The following is an 18,309-nucleotide window of genomic DNA, read 5'->3' on the forward strand; positions in this document are numbered from 1 at the left end:
GTCGGCAGCTGGCGCCGGTGGCTCACCAGCCCGTCATCACTCCGCCCAGCAGCAGCGGCGCGGCGACCAGGGCGAGCAGCTTCATCCGGAACGGCCCGCCGTCCCCGTCCCCGTCCCCGTTCCCGTACTCGTCCTCGGTCCCGTCCTCGCTCCCGCCCGTGCGGCGGCAGACGCGGCAGACGACGAACGCGGCCACGATGCCCAGCGGGGCGAGGGTGGGCACGGACTCGGTGACGGCCCCGCGGGTTCCGCCCGCCCACCCCGCGGCCCACGACCCGGCGAGACCCGCCAGCACGGCGAGGAACACCCGGTTCGTGGCGAACCACTCCTTCTCCAGTACGTCGACCAGCTCGCCGATGCCGGTGCCCGCGCGGCGGGCCCGGACGGCGGTGACCAGGAAAGCGGCCAGGATGCCCACTCCGGCCACGAGGAAGATCCAGCGCAGCACCATCGCGACGACTACCACCCGTACGCCCCCTGTTTCACATCTGTTGCCATAAGCCACGGACGAGGGTATTCGACCCTCCGGCCCGGACGCCGAGGCCGCACGACCGGCCCCCCGCCGCCGCGCCGTACCCTGGGAAGGTCGATCAACCCCCTAGGCAGGAGTGAAATGGCCGTCAATCTGGTCAATGTCGAGCAGGTCAGCAAGGTGTACGGCACCCGTGCCCTGCTCGACGGTGTATCCCTCGGGGTGTCCGAGGGCGACCGGATCGGTGTCGTGGGCCGCAACGGCGACGGCAAGACCACCCTCATCCGGATGCTCGCCAAGCTGGAGGACGCGGACACCGGCCGCGTCACCCACAACGGCGGGCTGCGTCTCGGCGTCCTCACCCAGCACGACTCCCTGGACCCGGCGAAGACCGTCCGCCAGGAGGTCATCGGCGATCTCGCCGACCACGAGTGGGCGGGCAGCGCCAAGATCCGCGACGTGCTCACCGGGCTCTTCGGCGGTCTCGCCCTCCCCGGCTTCGAGCACGGGCTCGACACCGTCATCGCCCCGCTCTCCGGTGGCGAGCGCCGCCGTATCGCCCTGGCCAAGCTCCTCATCGAGGAGCAGGACCTGATCGTCCTCGACGAGCCCACCAACCACCTCGACGTCGAGGGCATCTCCTGGCTGGCCGGCCACCTGCGGGCCCGCCGCTCCGCCCTCGTCTGCGTCACCCACGACCGGTGGTTCCTCGACCAGGTCTGCACCCGCATGTGGGACGTCCAGCGCGGCACCGTCCACGAGTACGAGGGCGGCTACAGCGACTACGTGTTCGCCCGCGCCGAGCGGGAACGCATCGCCGCCACCGAGGAGTCCAAGCGGCAGAACCTGATGCGCAAGGAGCTGGCCTGGCTGCGCCGCGGGGCCCCGGCCCGTACCTCCAAGCCGCGCTACCGCATCGAGGCCGCCAACGAGCTCATCGCCGACGTGCCGCCGCCGCGCGACACCAGCGAGCTGATGAAGTTCGCCAACGCCCGCCTCGGCAAGACCGTGTTCGACCTGGAGGACGTGACCGTCCAGGCCGGACCCAAGACCCTCCTCACCCACCTCACCTGGCAGCTCGGCCCCGGCGACCGCGTCGGCCTGGTCGGCGTCAACGGCGCGGGCAAGACCTCACTGCTGCGCGCGCTCGCCGAGGCCTGCCGCACCCAGGGCGACGAGCAGCCCGCCGCCGGGAAGGTCGTCGTCGGCAAGACCGTCAAGCTCGCCTACCTCTCCCAGGAGGTCACCGAGCTGAACCCGAACCTGCGCGTGCTGGAAGCCGTCCAGCAGGTGCGCGACCGGGTCGACCTCGGCAAGGGCCGCGAGATGACCGCGGGCCAGCTCTGCGAGCAGTTCGGCTTCACCAAGGAGAAGCAGTGGACGCCCGTCGGCGACCTCTCCGGCGGTGAGCGCCGCCGGCTCCAGATCCTGCGGCTGCTGATGGACGAGCCCAACGTCCTCTTCCTCGACGAGCCCACCAACGACCTCGACATCGAGACCCTGACCCAGCTGGAGGACCTCCTCGACAGCTGGCCCGGGTCGATGATCGTGATCTCCCACGACCGGTTCTTCATCGAGCGGACCACGGACAAGGTCATGGCGCTCCTCGGCGACCGCGCCCTGCGGATGCTGCCGCGCGGAATCGACGAGTACCTGGAGCGCAGGCAGAAGATGGAGGAGGAGTCCACTCCCTCCGCCGCTGCCGCGCCCCGTTCCTCCGGGGCTCCCGCCGCCGCCCCTGCCGTCTCGGCGCAGGAGGCGCGCGCCGCGAAGAAGGAGCTGCAGAAGGTCGAGCGGCAGCTCGACAAGCTCTCCACCCGCGAGACCACGCTGCACAAGCAGATCGCGGACCACGCGACCGACTTCGAGAAGGTCGCCAAGCTCGACGCCGAACTGCGCGAACTGGTCACCGAGCGGGACGAGTTGGAAATGCGCTGGCTGGAACTGGCCGAGGACGCCTGACCGGACCCGTGGGGCCGGTGGGACGGGTGGTAGAACGGGGCGGCAGGGACCGTACGTTCGAGGGGGACCACACAGATGTCGCAGCCGCCGCCGCAGCAGGGCAGGCCCGGGGAGCAGGAGGGCTTCGGCGCTCCGTACGAACCGCAGCCCGGTGCGTACGGGGCCCCCGTGCCACCCCAGCCGCCGACCGTGCCGTACGGCTACCCGCAGCCGCAGCCGCAGCAGCCCACGGGGTCGTACGGCTACCCGCAGCAGCCTCCGGCGCAGCCCGGTTACGGCTACCCGGGGCCCCAGCCGCCGCCCCAGCCGCCCACCGTGCCGTACGGCTACCCGGGGCCCCAGCAGCCCTCCGGCGGGCCCGGTGGCGGCGGGCGTTCGCGGGGCCGGGTCGCCGGTCTCGTCGCCGCCGTGCTCGCCGGGGTCCTCGTCGTCGGGACGGGCGTCTGGTTCGCGGTGGGCGGCGATGACGGCGCCGACGACAAGAAGCCCGTCGCGAAGGAGAGCAGCGCCCCGAAGAAGCCCAGCGGCGAGCCGAGCTTGCAGATGGAGTCCCCCGCGAGTGCCGCGGAGATCAACAAGGAGCGCAAGGAGGGCGAGGCCGAGGTCCGCTGGATCCAGAAGAACGGCGTGGACCTGCCGGGGAACGGTGCCTCCGCCCTCGGGCCCTGGGTCGCCGGCGACACCGTGGCCAAAGCCATGTACCGCACGGTGTCCGGCTATTCCCTCGAGGACGGATCGCGGAAGTGGAGCGTGCCCCTGCCCGCCGACGTCTGTGCGGCGCCCACCCGTCCGACCGCGGACGGGAAGATCGTCATCGGCCTCATGACCAGCGCCTCCACGGCGGATTCGGTCTGCGAAAAGCTCCAGATGATCGACCTGACCACCGGCAAGGCGGGCTGGTCCGCGCCCTTCGAACAGGCTCCGACGCAGGACGGGCTCGCGAACATCGTCATGGCGATCAGCGGCGACGTCCTGACGATCGGGCGCATCGGCCGTACCGACGCCTTCCGGGTCAGTGACGGCAAGCACCTGTGGGGCAAACTGCCCGGCCCCTGCCAGTCGTACGGTCTCACCGGCGGGCCCATCCTGCTCGCCGCTGTCGGCTGCCGCGACCAGCTGGCCAGGGAGGCCCTCGACGCCCAGGAAGAAGTGCGGCGCATCGACCCGGTCACCGGCCGGACCTTGTGGGCGTACAAGCCGGGGAAGGGCTGGCGGGTCGACATTTTCCTGTCCATCGACCCACCGGTGATCTCGCTGCTAAAGGGCGGGCTCTCGAAGGGCGAGTGGGCGATCGAGGTCCTGAACGCCGACGGGACCCTGCGCTCCCGGCTCGTTCCCGGCGGCGACGTCATCGAGCCCCGGTGCACCGGCGCCAAGCGGAACGTGGGTGCGAACCTCGACACCTGCCTCGGCGTGGCCGCCGACGCCGACTCCGACACGCTCTACGCCGCCACCAGACACAAGTACAAGGACCGGTCCTTCAACAACGCCGTCGTCGCCTTCGACATGAGTACCGGCAAGAAGAAGTGGAAGGTCGCCGCACCCCCCACCCAGACCCTGATGCCGCTGCGGGTCGAGGGCGGCAAGGCGCTGATGTATCTGGGCCCGCCCGGCCCCACGACCGAGGGCGTCGGTGGCGGCATCATGTCGCTCGGGCCGCAGGGCGGCACTCCGCAGCCGGTCCTGCGGCACCCGGCGGCGGCCGCGGGGGCCGAGCGCAGCTTCGCCGACCCGCTTGTCCTCTACGCCGACGGACGCTCCCTCCTCATGCGCCCCCATGTCCTCGGGGAATCCGACGAGGAGGAGATGGACCTGGAGACGATGATCGCTTTCGGTGACTGACCATCACCTCCGGCCGGGGCGTAACGACGGCATCACAAGGCGGTTCTCCCTTGGGAACAGGGGCGGGACCGATCCGGTGGCGGGTGGCGGGCGGGTGGTACAAAGAAGCCCCGCCCGACTGTCGTAACACTGCGGAAGCCATGCCCGATTCGCTCCTTTCCGAGGGGAATTGACCCCTCTCGGAATCGCGGGGGAGACCGAATCGCGCACCGGACCGCACGAAGGGGGACGTGCTGATGAGCCAGCCGCCCAGCCAGCAACCGCCGCAGGGAGGCTTCGGGGCTCCGCAGGAGCCGCCGAACGGAGCTCCTCAGCCGCCCCAGGACCAGCCGGACCTGACCAAGCCGCCGCAGACGCCGCCGGGTCAGCCGCCCCAGGGGCCGCCCCCCGCACAGCCCCCGGCGCCCCCGGCCGGCCCGCCGCAGACGCCCCCGCCGGGCAACCCGTCGTACGGCTACCCGCAGCAGCCCCCGGCGCAGCCCGGTTACGGCTACCCGCAGCAGCCCGGCCAGGCCCCCGGCCCGTACGGCCAGCAGGCCCCCGGTCAGCAGCCCGGCCAGGCTCCCGGTCCCTACGGTCAGCAGCCCGGCCCCTACGGTCAGCAGGCCCCGGGCCCGTACGGCCAGCAGGCTCCCGGGCCGTACGGTCAGCAGCCCCAGCCCGGTTACGGCTACCCGCAGCAGCAGTACCCCGGCACCCCCGCCCCCGGCGGACCGGGTTCCGGCGGTGGCGGGTTCCTCAAGAACAAGACCGGCATCATCGTCGCGGCGGCGCTGGCCGTGGTCCTGGTCGCCGGCACGGGCACCTGGTTCCTCGTGAGCGACAGCGACGACGAGAAGAAGAAGGCGCCCGTCGCCGGCGCCAGCAACGACCCCAAGGCCCCCAGCGAGTCGCCGACGGTCGACGAGGGCGACGGCAACGGCGACGGCCGCGAGGCGGACGACGACCTCAACGCCGGGCGCAAGGAGGGCGAGGCGAAGGTCGCCTGGCTCCAGAAGAACGACGTCGACCTGCCGCGCAACGGCTCCGCCGTCCACGGCCCCTGGTTCGCCGGTGACCTGGTAGCCAAGGCCATGTACCGAGGCGTCTCCGGCTACTCCGTCGCCGACGGCAAGCAGAAGTGGACCCTGTCGCTCCCCGCCGACGTGTGCGCCGCGCCCAACGCGCCCACCGCCGACGGCAAGATCGTCATCGGGGTGAAGGACAGCACCACGGACAAGGCCAACTGCTCCGTCCTCCAGATGATCGACCTCAACACCGGCAAGGCCGGCTGGAAGAAGACGGTCAAGAAGAACGGCACCTGGGACTTCCTCTCCGACATCAGCCTGGCCATCAGCGGAGACACCGTCACCGTGGGGCGCACCAGCAACTCCAACGCCTACCGGGTCAGCGACGGCAAGGAACTGTTCGGCAACCCCGAGGGCAACTGCAAGCCCTTCGCCTTCGCCGGCGGCCCGAAGCTGATCGCCGCCGCCAGCTGCCGCACCGACGACGTCAAGAACCCGCAGCACCAGATCCAGGAGCTGAACCCGACCACCGGCAAGCCCAAGTGGACGTACCAGCCGCCCCGCGGCTGGGAGGTCAGCAAGGTCTATTCGGTCGTCCCGCTCGTCGTGCGGCTCGAACACGACGAGAAGAAGCAGTACGCCATGGCCGCGCTCACGGACAACGGCAAGCTCCGCTCCCAGCTCTCGCCCGCCAAGGGCGACACGCTCACCACCGACTGCGGGAACAGCTTCTCCGTCTTCGGCCAGAAGCTCGAAGGGTGCAGCGGCGTCGCGGCCGACGCCAACACCTTCTACATCGCGACCAAGGACGACGGCAGCGGGACCGCCCGGACGAACAAGGTCATCGCCTTCGACCTGAACACCGGAAAGCCCAAGTGGGAAGCGCCCGCCCCGGCCGAGCGCGTCCTGAAGCCGCTGGGCATGGAGGGCGGCGACCTGGTGCTCTACATGCGGCCGAAGTACGACGCCGCCGGCGCCGTCGTGACCCTTCCGCCGACCGGCGGCACTCCCAAGACGCTGCTTCAGCACCCGGAGTCGACCGGCCGGATCGAGAACGGCTTCTTCTCGGCCAAGGTCGCCTACGAGGGCGGTCGTTCCTTCATCTTCAGTGAGCGCGTGAGCGCGAGCAACGACAAGGAAGAGCTGGAGCAGTCGACGCTGCTGGTGTTCGAGAAGTGACGGCTCGCCCCGGACTCCGACAGCGGCCGGCCCCTCCCGGTCCCACGCGCCCCCACACCCACTCGTCTCCCGAGGTACGCACGCCATGACCCAGCCGCCCCAGCCACCGCAGCAGCCGCCCAACGAGCCGCCGAACACGCCCCCGGGCACGCCGAACACGCCCCCGCCGCCCGCCGGTCCGCCGGCCGGTCCGCCCTCCGGTGGCTTCGGTGCGCCGCAGGACCCGCCGCCGGGAGGGTTCGGCCAGCCGACCCCGCCGCCCGCGGACCCCTTCGGCAAGCAGCCGCAGCAGCCGCAGCAGCCTCCGCAGCAGCCGCCCGCCGCGCCGCAGGACGCGCCCGCCGGGGGCTACGGCACCCCGCCGCCCCCGGCGCCGGGCGGCTATCCCACCCCGCCCGCGCCGCAGCCCAACGGTTACGGCTACCCCCAGGCCCCGCAGCAGGGGTACGGCTACCCGCAGGGACCCGCCGGACAGCCGGGGCAGCCCGGGATGCCGCAGCAGGGGTACGGCTATCCGACCCAGCCGATGCAGCCGCAGTACGGCGCGCCGCAGCCGGGCGACGGCGGCGGCAACGGCGGCAAGAAGTTCTCCACCCAGATGCAGATCATCGTCGCCGCGGCCGTCGCCGTGGTGCTGATCATCGGCGCCGGGGTCATCTACGCCTCCACCGGCGGCGACGACAAGGGCGGCAAGAACGAGGCCTCCTCGTCCGGCTCCACCGGCGGCGAGGCCAAGGGCGGCGGCGAGGGTGGCGGCGGCCTGGCCGGCGGCAAGGAGAAGGCGCCCGCCAACACCAAGTCCAAGGTCGCCTTCCAGTTCCCGGAGCCGGTGGTCACCGACATCACCCACGTCGCGGGCTCCTGGGTCACCGACAAGGCGTACGTGAAGTCCGGCATCGCCGAGGTCAACGGCTACGACCGCGACAAGGGCACCAAGCTCTGGTCCGTCCCGCTGGCCGGTGACGTCTGCGCCGTGTCCCGGCACATGAGCAAGGACTACAAGACGGCCATCCTCTTCGAGGAGTCGAAGGCGACCAAGGAGAACAAGTACCCGTCGTGCAACCAGGTCGGCGTGATCGATCTGACCGCCGGCAAGCTCCTGTGGAGCAAGAGCGTCACCTCCGCCACCGGCGGTGACAAGCCGGTCCGCTTCGACGAGGTCACGCTCAGCGGGACCACCGTCGCCGCGGGCGGCACCTCGGGCGGCGCGGCCTTCAAGCTGGACGACGGAGCCGAACTCTGGAAGCCGAAGGTCGGCGCGGACGGCTGCTACGACAGCGGCTACGCGGGCGGCGAAGCCCTTGCCGCGGTCCGCACGTGCGGCACGAGCGACAGCCGGCAGCTCGTCGTGCAGGCGCTGAACCCGAAGGACGGCGCGCCGCTGTCCTCGTACTCGATGCCCTCGGGCGTCGACTTCGCGAGCATCGTCTCCACGAAGCCGCTGGTGGTCGCGGCCAACGTCGGCCGCACCGCCACCGACGGCAGCAGCATCTCCGACTTCTTCTCGATCGACGCGGCGACCGGCAAGCTGATCGTCCGCATCTCCGCCGACGCGGAGAAGTACGCGGGAGACTGCGGCTCCACCGAAGTCGAGGAGTGCAGCAACATTGCCGTCGGCAACAACCGGCTCTACCTGCCGACCGAGGATCACGACGGAACCAGCGAGTACGGCAAGACGAACGAGATCGTCGCCTTCGACCTGGCCACCGGAAAGCTCCTCGGCGGCCGGGCGGACGCGGGCGACCGCTACACCATGTCCCCGCTCCGGATGGACGGCACCAACGTCATCGCCTACAAGCAGGGCCCGTACGACAAGGGCGGTCAGATCGTCTCCATCGACGGTGAGACCTTCAAGGAGACCCTCCTGATGGAGAACCCGAGCGACGAGGCCGTCCGGAAGGCGGAGAAGAGGTTCTTGGTCGGCTCGGACGAGATCCTCTACTCCGAAGGCCGGCTCTACATGGCGAACGACGCGGTCCACAAGCCCAGCACCGTCAACCCCGACGAGAAGACCTACCTCGTCCTCGCCTACCGCACCGACTGATCACCGCGCTGATCACCGCGCTCCCCCTCCGGGAGCGTCGTGCAGCGCCAGGCCCCGCCGGTCGATCACTCACCGGCGGGGCCGATCGTTTTCTGCCCGCCAAGTGATCACCGAGTGCCGGTCAACGAGCCCCGAATAGCGCAGAATTCGGCATTCTGGGGGGCTTCTCCCACGTAAGGGCCGCGCGGCGTCGAACAAGCGTGTAGCTTGCCGGGGCAGGAGTCCGGGGGGCCGGGCGTACAGGGCTTTGGGGGCTGAGGACCGATGGGCGTGCGGCTCATGGTGGTCGACGATCACCGTCTGCTCGCCGAGGCACTCGCCTCGGCGCTGAAACTGCGCGGGCACCGGGTGCTCGCGGCGGCCGCGCCGACGTCCGGGACAGCGGAACTGGTGGTCAGCAGGGCCCCGGAGGTCTGTCTGTTCGGTACGGCCTCGCCCGCCGCCCCCGGGGTCTTCGACCCGATCGTGCGCATCGGCCAGGAGCGCCCGCAGGTGGCGGTGGTGGTCCTCGGGCCGGTGCCCAGCCCGCGCGGGATCGCCGCCGCGTTCGCCGCCGGGGCCGCGGGGTACGTCCGGCACGACGAGCGCATCGAGGGCGTCGAGCGGGCCATGCTCAAGGCGCGGGCGGGGGAGAGCGCCATCGCCCCGCAGCTGCTGCGGGGGGCCTTCGCCGAGCTGCTCAACCCGGCGGTCCAGCCCGACGACGAGGGACGGCGGCTGCTGCGGATGCTCACCCCGCGCGAGGCGGAGGTGCTGGTGCGGGTCGCCGAGGGCGAGGACACCCGGCTGATCGCGGCCGGCATGGACATCGCCCCGAGCACCGCCCGCACCCACGTCCAGCGGGTCCTGATGAAGCTCGGGGTCGGCTCCCGCCTCGAAGCCGCCGCGCTCGCCGCCCGTACGGGACTGCTGGAGCGGGCCGCGGGCAACGGCGGCGACCACGGCGGCGATCACGGCGGCACACCGCAGGGGCCGTACGTCCCCGGGCAGCGCGGGTGACGTACGGCCCCTGCGGGACGGGTCGGACGGGTCGGACGGGCTGCGGGCGGATCAGCCCGCGTCGGGCTCCTGGGAGGAGGCCGGGGCGTCCGGTTCCGGAGCCGCCGGGGCCTCGGTCGGGCGCAGCTTCATCCAGATCAGGAAGAACAGGCCGAGCGCCAGCATGGCCAGGCCCGTCCACAGGTTGATGTGGACGCCCTCGGCCTTCTTCAGGTCGGCGTCGGACGGGCTGATCCCGGCGATGGTGACGATCACTCCGTAGACCACGAACAGGCCGCCGATGATCCGCCGGATGTCGAAGAGACGGGCCGCGGTCGCGGACTTGCGCTCCAGCTCGGAGACTTCCTTGTGCAGGTCGGACATGGTGAGTTCCTCCGATCAGAACGAGTAGGGGATGTAGCACGCGGCGGCGAGGACGACCGCGCCCCAGCCGAGCAGCGCGGGCTTGCGGTACCAGGCGCTGTCGGCCTCGTCGAGTTCCTCGTCGGGGTCCGGCGACTCGGTCCCGTACACCAGGCCGGCCAGTTCCGCGTCGGGCTTCGGTGCGGTGAAGAGGGTGACGGCGACCATGACGACGGCTCCGGCGACGAATCCGACGATCGCGGAGACGAAGTTGGCGCCCTGGTCGGTCGGGATGTCGATGACTCCGCCCTTGTAGATCCAGAAGTAGTTGATCATCGCGGCGCCGGTTCCCGCGACCAGACCCCAGACACCGGACTTCATGGAAGCCCGCTTCCAGAACATTCCGATAATAAATACGACAAACATGGGCACATTGAAGAACGAGAAGAGCGTCTGCAAGTAGCTCATGATGTTCGAGAAGCTGGCGGCGATGAACGCCGTGCCGATCGAGGCCAGCACACCGATCGCCGTGATCAGCCGGCCGAACTTCAGGTAGTACGTGTCCGGCTTGCCCTTCACCACGTACCGCTGCCAGATGTCGGTGGTGAACACCGTGTTGAACGAGGACACGTTGGCCGCCATGCCCGCCATGAACGCGGCGAGCAGACCGGTCACCGCGATGCCGAGTACCCCGTTGGGCAGCAGTTCCTGCATCAGCAGGGGTATTGCGTCGTTGTAGGTGAGGTCGGAGTCCGGGGTGCCGATCTGGGGCACGATCACGGCGGCGACCAGGCCCGGGATCATCACCGCGAAGACGATGAAGATCTTCGGGAAGGCGGCGATCAGCGGGGTGCGCTTGGCGGCGGAGAGGTTCTTCGCGGACAGCGCGCGCTGCACCTCGGCGAAGTTCGTCGTCCAGTAGCCGAAGGAGAGCACGAAGCCGAGGCCGAGGACGATCGTCAGCCAGTTGGCGCCCAGCGGGTTGGCGTCACCGATGCCGGTGCCGCCCCAGGCGGTCATGAAGTCGCCGCCGTGCTGCTGGGTGAGCGAGTCGCTCATGGCGTCCCAGCCGCCGACCCGCTTCAGGCCCAGCACGGTGATCGGGATCAGCGCGGCGAGGATGACGAAGAACTGGAGCACCTCGTTGTAGATCGCCGAGGAGAGCCCGCCGATCGTGATGTAGATCAGCACGAACAGGCCCGCGACGACGATCGCGACCCACTGCGGCCAGCCGAGGAGCGCCTCCACGACGATCGACAGGGCGTAGAGGTTGACGCCCGCGATGAGGATCGCCGCGAAGGCGAAGAGCACGGAGCTCAGCAGATGCGCGGACTTGTCGAACCGCTGGAGCAGGAACTCCGGCACGGAGCGCACCTTGGAGCGGTAGTAGAACGGCATCATCACCAGGCCGAGGAAGACCATGGCCGGGATCGCGCCGATCCAGTACCAGTGCACCACCGCCACGCCGTACTGCGCGCCGGTGGCCGCCATGCCGAGGATCTCGGTGGCGCCGAGGTTCGCCGCGACGAAGGCGAGCCCGGTCACCCAGGCGGGCAGTGACCGTCCGGAGAGGAAGAAGTCGAGGCTCGTCTTCACGCTGGCACGGGCCGCGAAGCCGATGCCGAGTACGACGACGAAGTAGATCGCCAGGATGGCGTAGTCGAGCCCGTTCGTGGGGAGCCGAAGCCCTTCGGCCAGAGTCTGCATGGGGGGTACTCGCTTCGTTGCGCGAACTGAACCCGACGGAACTTACGCCTCCATGTTCGAGAAATGAACACTCTCGTTGGGGTTCTTTGTTCGATCGTGATCGAGTGCGGGTGAATGTCCGGGTATGCGGCCTCCGGGGTGCGCTGCGACCGGGGCTGCCGCCGGCCATTGACTAGGGTGTTCGCTTGTGATTTGTTATGTGCGATTATGTTGGGAGGATCTGGTGGAGGACCCTGGTGAAGAAGACGGTTACGACCCTCGCCGACGGCCGTGAGCTGATCTATTACGACGCCGCGGACGACACCGTCCGCGAGGCCGTCGACCACCGCCCCCTGGATCCCGTCTCGACCTCGTCCGAGATCCGCCGCGATCCGCTGCTCGGCGACGCGGTGGCCATCGCCTCGCACCGCCAGGCCCGCACGTACCACCCGCCGGCCGACGCCTGCCCGCTCTGCCCCACCCGGGACGGACGGCAGAGCGAGATCCCCGACGACCACTACGACGTCGCGGTCTTCGAGAACCGCTTCCCCTCCCTCGCCGGGGACTCCGGCCGCTGCGAGGTCGTCTGCTTCACCTCCGACCACGACGCGTCCTTCGCCGGCCTCACCGAGGAGCAGACCGCCCTCGTCCTCGCCGCCTGGACCGACCGCACCGCCGCGCTGGCCGCACTCGACCAGGTCACCCAGGTCTTCTGCTTCGAGAACCGCGGCGCCGAGATCGGCGTCACCCTCGGCCACCCGCACGGCCAGATCTACGGCTACCCCTTCGTCACCCCGCGCACCGAGCTGATGCTCAACTCGGCCGCCCGGCACCGCGAGGAGACCGGCCGCAACCTCTTCGACGACGTCGTCGCCCGCGAGGAGAAGGACGGCTCGCGCATCGTCCTCGCGGCCGAGCACTGGATCGCCTACGTTCCGTACGCGGCCCACTGGCCCTACGAGGTCCACCTTCACCCCCGCCGCCGCGTCCCCGATCTGCGGGAGCTGGACGAGGCGGCGCGGACAGAGTTCCCACAGGTCTATCTGGAACTCTTGAGGCGCTTCGACCGGATCTTCGGACCCGGCGAGCCGCCGACCCCGTACATCTCCGCCTGGCACCAGGCGCCGTTCGGGGTCCCCGGACGGGAGGACTTCGCCCTGCATCTGGAGCTTTTCACCATTCGCCGGACCTCCGGCAAGCTGAAGTTCCTCGCGGGATCCGAGTCCGGCATGAGCGTGTTCATCAACGACGTGCCGCCGGAGGCCGCGGCCGAGCGACTGCGAGAGGTAGCCAGCAAGTGAGCAACCCCCAGAACGTGAGCGATCCCCGGAACGTCCGCAACGACCCCAAGAAGTACCTGGTCACCGGTGGTGCCGGATACGTCGGCAGCGTCGTCGCCCAGCACCTGCTGGAGGCAGGGCACACGGTGACCGTCCTGGACGACCTCTCCACCGGCTTCCGTGCGGGCGTCCCGGCCGGGGCCGCGTTCATCGAGGGCCGCATCCAGGACGCCGCCCGCCACCTGGACCCCTCCTACGACGGCGTCCTGCACTTCGCCGCCTTCTCCCAGGTCGGCGAGTCCGTGGTGAACCCCGAGAAGTACTGGGTCAACAACGTCGGCGGCACCACCGCCCTGCTCGCCGCCATGCGCGAGCACGGCGTGCGCACCCTCGTCTTCTCCTCCACCGCTGCCACCTACGGCGAACCGGTCTCCAGCCCCATCACCGAGTCCGACCCCACTGCCCCCACCAGCCCCTACGGCGCGTCCAAGCTCGCCGTCGACCACATGATCAGCGGCGAGGCCACCGCCCACGGCCTGGCGGCCGTCTCGCTCCGCTACTTCAACGTGGCCGGGGCCTACGGCAGCTGCGGCGAGCGCCACACCCCCGAGTCCCACCTCATCCCGCTGGTCCTCCAAGTGGCCCTGGGACAGCGTGAGTCGATCTCCGTGTACGGCGACGACTACCCCACCCCCGACGGCACCTGCGTCCGCGACTACATCCACGTCGCCGATCTCGCCGACGCCCACCTGCTGGCCCTTCGCGCCGCCGCCCCCGGCGAACACCTGATCTGCAACCTCGGCAACGGCAACGGCTTCTCGGTCCGCGAGGTCATCGAGACCGTCCGCAAGGTCACCGGCCACGCGGTCCCCGAGACCGCCGCCCCCCGACGCGGCGGCGACCCGGCCGTCCTCGTCGCCTCCGCCGCCACCGCCGTCGAGCGCCTCGGCTGGCAGCCGTCCCGCGCCGACCTCGCCGGAATCATCGCCGACGCCTGGCAGTTCGCCCGCCGAGAGGAAGCCACCGCGCCATGACCCAGCATGCCGAGCCGACCGGGACCGGGACCACCGAGCCGTCCACCGCCTCCGTGGAGCCGTCCGGGACCGACCCCGCCGCCACCTTCGCCGAGCTGTACGGGGCCGAGCCCGACGGCATCTGGGCGGCACCCGGACGAGTGAACCTCATCGGCGAGTACACCGACTTCAACGACGGCTTCGTCATGCCGCTCGCCCTCCCGCACACCGCCCGCGCCGCCGTCTCCCGCCGCGACGACGGCGTCCTGCGGCTGTACTCCTCCGACGTCCCCGGTGGTGTCGTCTCCCTCCGCGTCGACGAGCTCACCCCGCACTCCGGCCACGGCTGGGCCGCCTACCCGGCGGGCGTGCTCTGGGCGCTGCGCGAGGCCGGGCACCCGGTCACCGGCGCGGACATCGCCCTGACCTCCACCGTGCCCACGGGCGCCGGACTCTCCTCCTCCGCCGCCCTCGAAGTCGTCACCGCGCTCGCCCTGAACGACCTCTTCGGCCTGGGCCTGAGCCCGGCCGAACTCGCCGTGATCGGCCGCCGCGCCGAGAACGACTTCGTCGGCGTGCCCTGCGGGATCATGGACCAGATGGCCTCGGCCTGCTGCACCGAGGGCCACGCCCTCCACCTGGACACCCGCGACCTCTCGCTGCGCCAGGTCCCCTTCGACCTGGCCGCCCAGGGCCTGACGCTCCTGGTCGTCGACACCCGGGTCAAGCACGCGCTCGGCGACGGCGCGTACGCGGAGCGCCGGGCCGGCTGCGAGGAGGGCGCCCGGCTGCTCGGCATACCGATGCTCCGCGATCTGCCGTACGCCGGTCTCGACGCGGCGCTCACCACCCTCGCCGACGCCGGGGCGGACGAGTCCGTGATCCGCTACGTACGCCATGTCGTCGGCGACAACCGCCGGGTCGAGCAGGTCATCGCCCTGCTCGACGCGGGCGACGCCCGGGCCGCGGGCCCCGTCCTGAACGAGGGCCACCGCTCGCTCCGCGACGATCTGCGGGTCTCCTGCCCCGAGTTGGACCTGGTGGTCGAGGCGGCGAACGCGGCCGGGGCGCTCGGTGCGCGGATGACCGGCGGCGGCTTCGGCGGCTCGGCGGTCGTCCTGGTGGAGGCGGCGGCGGCCGACACCGTGGCCAAGGCCGTCAGCGAGGCGTTCGCGGCGGCCGGACACGCGGCCCCGGGGATCTTCGACGCCGTCCCGTCGGCCGGGGCGCGCCGACTGCGCTGAGCCTGCTGCCGATCCCCGCGCTCACAGCTCCTTGACCAGGATGAACTCGGTGACGCCCGGCGGGTAGTCCGCGACCCGGCCGATCTCCTCGTACCCCTGCTTGCGGTAGAAGCCGGGAGCCTGGAAGTCCCAGGTCTCCAGCCGCGAGCGGGTGCAGGCCCGCTCGGCGCGGGCGGTCCGTTCGGCCTCGGCGAGCAGCCGCGCGCCGAGGCCGGAGCCCCGGTGCGGGGCGTCGACCCAGAGCAGATCGACATGCAGCCAGTACGCCCAGGTCCGCCCGGTCAGCCCGCCGGCCAGGGCCCCGTGCTCGTCCAACGCCCATACCTCCAGCGGAACTTCGTGTTCGGCGGAGGTGGAGAGCAGTGCGCGCAGGCCGGCCGAAGCCGCCATGTTGTCCTGGTGCAGACGCCCGCTCAGCAGAATGCGACGTTCTTTGTCTACTTCTGTCTCAAGACGGAACATGAGGCACACCCTAAGACCCACCGGCTGAACACCTGAGGCAACCAGTTCGGCGAATCGCCTTCCCCCTGTGGCCACCGCCCGTACGCTGATGCTCAGCACCGGTGGGGGCCGGTGCCGATTCAGGGGAGCGAGAGAGCCGGGTACGGCGCCCGGGGCGGGGCGGCAGGCGGTTCGACGGCGGCGGCCGTCGGCGCCGGCAGGCCGCAGCGAAGCCCCGGACGCCGTACCCGCAGCTGTCCGCCCCCACAGATGGGGGTTCTGTGGCGCGTATCCGGGTTCTGGTGGTCGACGACCACCGCATCTTCGCCGAGTCGCTCGCGGCGGCCCTCGCGGCCGAACCGGACGTGGACGTCTCCGCGGCGGGCAGCGGCCCGGCCGCGCTGCGCGCTCTGGAGCGCGCGGCCGCCGAGGGACGCGGTTACGACGTACTGCTGGTGGACGCCGAGTTGGGCGCCCTGACGTCCAGCGGCGCGCACGCGGTGCCCGTGCCCGTGCCCCGGCCGGAGGAGGGGGGCGTCGTCGACGGCATCTCGCTGGTCGCCGGGGTCCGCTCGAACCGGCCCGCCGTGCGGTCGGTGGTGCTCGCCGAGAAGGACGACCCGAGGGTCGCCGCCCGGGCGCTCCAGGCGGGTGCCTCGGGCTGGGTGGCCAAGGACTGCTCGCTGCAGCGGCTGCTGTCGGTGATACGGGGCGTGCTGCGCGACGAGACGCATCTGCCGCCCGCCCTGCTCACCGGCGTACTGCGGGAGCTGACCGCCGCCCGCAAGCACCGCACCGAGAGCGAGCGGCTGGTGGAGTCGCTGACGCCCCGGGAGCGCGAGGTGCTGCGCTGCATGGTGGCGGGGCTCGGCCGCAAGGCGGTCGCCGAGCGGCTGTTCCTGTCCCCGCACACGGTCCGCACCCATATGCAGAACGTGCTGGGCAAGCTCGGCGTGCATTCGACGCTGGCCGCTGTGGCGCTGGCGCGCCGGGCGGGAGTCGGCCCCGCCGAACACGTCCTACGTGGGGATGTTGTCGAACGGGGCGGTCAACTGGCGCAGTAGCCCGGCCAGTTCGCCCCGCTGGTGGCGGGAGAGCTCACCGAGGATGGCGCGCTCCTGGTCGAGCAGCCCGGCCAGCGACTGGTCGGCCTTGTCGCGCCCCTCGGCCGTCAGCCGGACGAGAACGCCGCGCCGGTCGCTCGGGTCGGGCAGCCGCTCGACGAGGTTCTTCTTGGTCAGCCGGTCGATGCGGTTGGTCATCGTGCCCGAGGTGACCAGGGTCTGGGTGAGCAGCTGCCCGGGGGAGAGCTGGTACGGGGCGCCGGCCCGGCGCAGCGACGTCAGTACGTCGAACTCCCACGGCTCCAGGTGGTGCTCGGCGAAGGCTATGCGGCGGGCCCGGTCGAGGTGGCGTGCCAGGCGGGAGACGCGACTGAGCACCTCGAGTGGTTCCACGTCGAGGTCGGGGCGCTCTCGGCGCCATGCAGCGACCAGTCGGTCGACCTCGTCCTCCATGTCGATCAGTGTAGAGGGTCCCTCGACGTGAAGTCTCTTGAATTCAAGTGTCTTGACATCAAGAGATTCCGGGCGTGATCCTGTTCCCATGACCGCATCTGACCGGCCCGCCTGGGATCCGCAGCAGTACCTGCGTCACGCGGACCACCGGACCCGCCCCTTCCACGACCTCCTGGCCCGCATCGGCGACGATCTCCCCGGCCGCCCCGCACCCCGCATCGCCGACCTCGGCTGCGGCGCGGGCAATGTCACCGCCCTCCTCGCGGACCGCTGGCCGAACGCCCGGATCACCGGCTACGACACCTCCCGCGAGATGCTCGCCGAAGCCGCCGCCCACGCCCGGCCGCCCCTCCTCGACTTCGCCGAGGCCGACGCCGCGACCTGGCAGCCCACCGAGACGTACGGCCTGATCGTCTCCACCTCCGCACTCCAGTGGATCCCCGGCCACGCCGAGCACTTCCCCCGCTGGCTCGACGCCCTCGCCCCCGGCGGCACCCTCGCCTTCCAGGTCCCCGGCAACTTCACCGCCCCCAGCCACACCCTCCTGGCCGGCCTCCGCGATTCCGACCGCTGGAGCCCCCTGCTCCACGGCATCGGCGACCGCACCGCCTCCGTCCTGGAACCCACCGACTACCTCACCCGCCTCCGCGACCTCGGCTGCACGGCCGACGTCTGGGAGACCACCTACCTCCAGACCCTGCACGGCGACGATGCCGTCCTCGACTGGGTCAAGGGCACCGCCCTGCGCCCCGTCCTCACCGCGCTGGCCGACGACCCCGAGGCCCGCGACGCGTTCCTCACCGAATACCGCGACCTGCTCCGCGAGGCGTACCCGCCCGGCCCGTACGGCACGGTCTTCCCGTTCCGCCGCATCTTCGCCGTCGCCCGCAAGGAGAAGTGATGACCGCCGCCGTGGGCCTCGCCGCCGTCGACCACGTACAGCTCGCCGCCCCGCCCGGCTCCGAGGACGCGCTGCGCACCTTCTACGCCGACGCCCTGGGCATGACCGAGATCCCGAAACCCCCCGTGCTCGCCGCCCGGGGCGGCTGCTGGTTCGCCTCCGGCCCGGTCCAGCTCCACCTGGGCATCGAGGAGGACTTCCGCCCGGCGAAGAAGGCCCACCCGGGGCTGCGCGTGACGGGGATCGTGGCGTACGCGGCGCGCCTGGAGACGCACGGCGTCGCCGTCGAATGGGACGGGGCCCTTCCCGGCCACCGCCGCTTCTACGCCCACGACCCGGTCGGCAACCGGCTGGAGTTCCTGGAGCCGGTTGCCGCTTGA

Annotated in this window: 16 protein-coding genes; 11 read left to right on the forward strand and 5 right to left on the reverse strand. The window is 71.2% G+C overall.

The genetic code is table 11. From position 1 onward, the window contains the following. Positions 1 to 22 precede the first annotated feature (22 nt). Complete coding sequence (locus ACIQPT_RS12470) at positions 23 to 466, reverse strand: hypothetical protein (protein WP_401155275.1); 444 nt, start codon at positions 464 to 466, stop codon at positions 23 to 25. A 147-nt stretch (positions 467 to 613) separates the two neighbouring features. Between ACIQPT_RS12470 and ACIQPT_RS12475 the strand changes: the two genes are divergently transcribed. From ACIQPT_RS12475 to ACIQPT_RS12495, 5 genes are all read left to right on the forward strand, one after another. Continuing rightward, positions 614 to 2,434 (forward strand): ABC-F family ATP-binding cassette domain-containing protein, encoded by a 1,821-nt coding sequence (locus ACIQPT_RS12475; RefSeq protein ID WP_401155277.1) that lies wholly within the window; start codon positions 614 to 616, stop codon positions 2,432 to 2,434. Positions 2,435 to 2,509: 75 nt separating this feature from the next. Next, complete coding sequence (locus ACIQPT_RS12480) at positions 2,510 to 4,276, forward strand: PQQ-binding-like beta-propeller repeat protein (RefSeq protein ID WP_401155279.1); 1,767 nt, start codon at positions 2,510 to 2,512, stop codon at positions 4,274 to 4,276. Positions 4,277 to 4,512: 236 nt separating this feature from the next. After that, positions 4,513 to 6,462, forward strand: coding sequence for a PQQ-binding-like beta-propeller repeat protein (locus ACIQPT_RS12485; RefSeq protein WP_401155281.1), 1,950 nt, complete (start codon positions 4,513 to 4,515; stop codon positions 6,460 to 6,462). Between the two features lie 85 nt (positions 6,463 to 6,547). After that, positions 6,548 to 8,506: a PQQ-binding-like beta-propeller repeat protein gene (locus ACIQPT_RS12490; protein WP_401155283.1), complete on the forward strand. Its 1,959-nt coding sequence runs from the start codon at positions 6,548 to 6,550 to the stop codon at positions 8,504 to 8,506. Between the two features lie 264 nt (positions 8,507 to 8,770). Next, complete coding sequence (locus ACIQPT_RS12495) at positions 8,771 to 9,505, forward strand: LuxR C-terminal-related transcriptional regulator (protein ID WP_401155285.1); 735 nt, start codon at positions 8,771 to 8,773, stop codon at positions 9,503 to 9,505. A 51-nt stretch (positions 9,506 to 9,556) separates the two neighbouring features. Here ACIQPT_RS12495 and ACIQPT_RS12500 read toward each other — a convergent pair whose 3' ends face one another. Together ACIQPT_RS12500 and ACIQPT_RS12505 are read right to left on the reverse strand one after the other, a co-directional pair. After that, complete coding sequence (locus ACIQPT_RS12500) at positions 9,557 to 9,868, reverse strand: hypothetical protein (protein WP_401155287.1); 312 nt, start codon at positions 9,866 to 9,868, stop codon at positions 9,557 to 9,559. 15 nt (positions 9,869 to 9,883) lie between these two features. After that, positions 9,884 to 11,554, reverse strand: coding sequence for a sodium:solute symporter family protein (locus ACIQPT_RS12505; protein WP_401155289.1), 1,671 nt, complete (start codon positions 11,552 to 11,554; stop codon positions 9,884 to 9,886). A 236-nt stretch (positions 11,555 to 11,790) separates the two neighbouring features. Here ACIQPT_RS12505 and galT point away from each other — a divergent pair, with 236 nt between their 5' ends. The 3 genes from galT to galK are packed head-to-tail and all read left to right on the forward strand — an operon-like array spanning position 11,791 to position 15,070. Continuing rightward, on the forward strand, positions 11,791 to 12,834 hold the full coding sequence (gene galT / locus ACIQPT_RS12510; protein ID WP_401155291.1) for a galactose-1-phosphate uridylyltransferase: 1,044 nt from the start codon (positions 11,791 to 11,793) through the stop codon (positions 12,832 to 12,834). Between the two features lie 14 nt (positions 12,835 to 12,848). Next, positions 12,849 to 13,847, forward strand: a complete 999-nt coding sequence (gene galE, locus ACIQPT_RS12515; protein WP_401155565.1) for a UDP-glucose 4-epimerase GalE — start codon at positions 12,849 to 12,851, stop codon at positions 13,845 to 13,847. Beyond that, positions 13,844 to 15,070 (forward strand): galactokinase, encoded by a 1,227-nt coding sequence (gene galK, locus ACIQPT_RS12520; protein WP_401155293.1) that lies wholly within the window; start codon positions 13,844 to 13,846, stop codon positions 15,068 to 15,070. The genes galE and galK overlap by 4 nt, the downstream gene beginning before the upstream one ends. A gap of 21 nt (positions 15,071 to 15,091) precedes the next feature. On the opposite strand, the gene ACIQPT_RS12525 is transcribed toward galK, so the two are convergent. After that, positions 15,092 to 15,532 carry a GNAT family N-acetyltransferase gene (locus tag ACIQPT_RS12525; RefSeq protein ID WP_401155295.1) on the reverse strand — a complete coding sequence of 147 codons (441 nt, stop codon included), beginning with the start codon at positions 15,530 to 15,532 and terminating at the stop codon, positions 15,092 to 15,094. Positions 15,533 to 15,792: 260 nt separating this feature from the next. Here ACIQPT_RS12525 and ACIQPT_RS12530 point away from each other — a divergent pair, with 260 nt between their 5' ends. Continuing rightward, positions 15,793 to 16,575, forward strand: a complete 783-nt coding sequence (locus ACIQPT_RS12530) for a LuxR C-terminal-related transcriptional regulator (protein ID WP_401155296.1) — start codon at positions 15,793 to 15,795, stop codon at positions 16,573 to 16,575. Here ACIQPT_RS12530 and ACIQPT_RS12535 read toward each other — a convergent pair. Continuing rightward, a complete protein-coding gene (locus tag ACIQPT_RS12535; protein ID WP_401155297.1) occupies positions 16,531 to 17,028 on the reverse strand; it encodes a MarR family winged helix-turn-helix transcriptional regulator in 498 nt (165 codons plus the stop codon). The two genes, ACIQPT_RS12530 and ACIQPT_RS12535, sit on opposite strands and share 45 nt — an antisense overlap. Before the next feature lie 88 nt (positions 17,029 to 17,116). On the opposite strand from ACIQPT_RS12535, the gene ACIQPT_RS12540 reads away from it, so the two are divergent. Both ACIQPT_RS12540 and ACIQPT_RS12545 read left to right on the forward strand, forming a co-directional pair. Further along, positions 17,117 to 17,929 (forward strand): trans-aconitate 2-methyltransferase, encoded by an 813-nt coding sequence (locus tag ACIQPT_RS12540; RefSeq protein WP_401155299.1) that lies wholly within the window; start codon positions 17,117 to 17,119, stop codon positions 17,927 to 17,929. After that, the gene (locus tag ACIQPT_RS12545; RefSeq protein WP_401155301.1) at positions 17,929 to 18,309 is read left to right on the forward strand and encodes a glyoxalase; all 381 of its coding nucleotides are present in this window, start codon (positions 17,929 to 17,931) and stop codon (positions 18,307 to 18,309) included. The genes ACIQPT_RS12540 and ACIQPT_RS12545 overlap by 1 nt, the downstream gene beginning before the upstream one ends.

Source organism: Streptomyces sp. NPDC091289 (assembly GCF_044757365.1).
Lineage (GTDB): Bacteria > Actinomycetota > Actinomycetes > Streptomycetales > Streptomycetaceae > Streptomyces.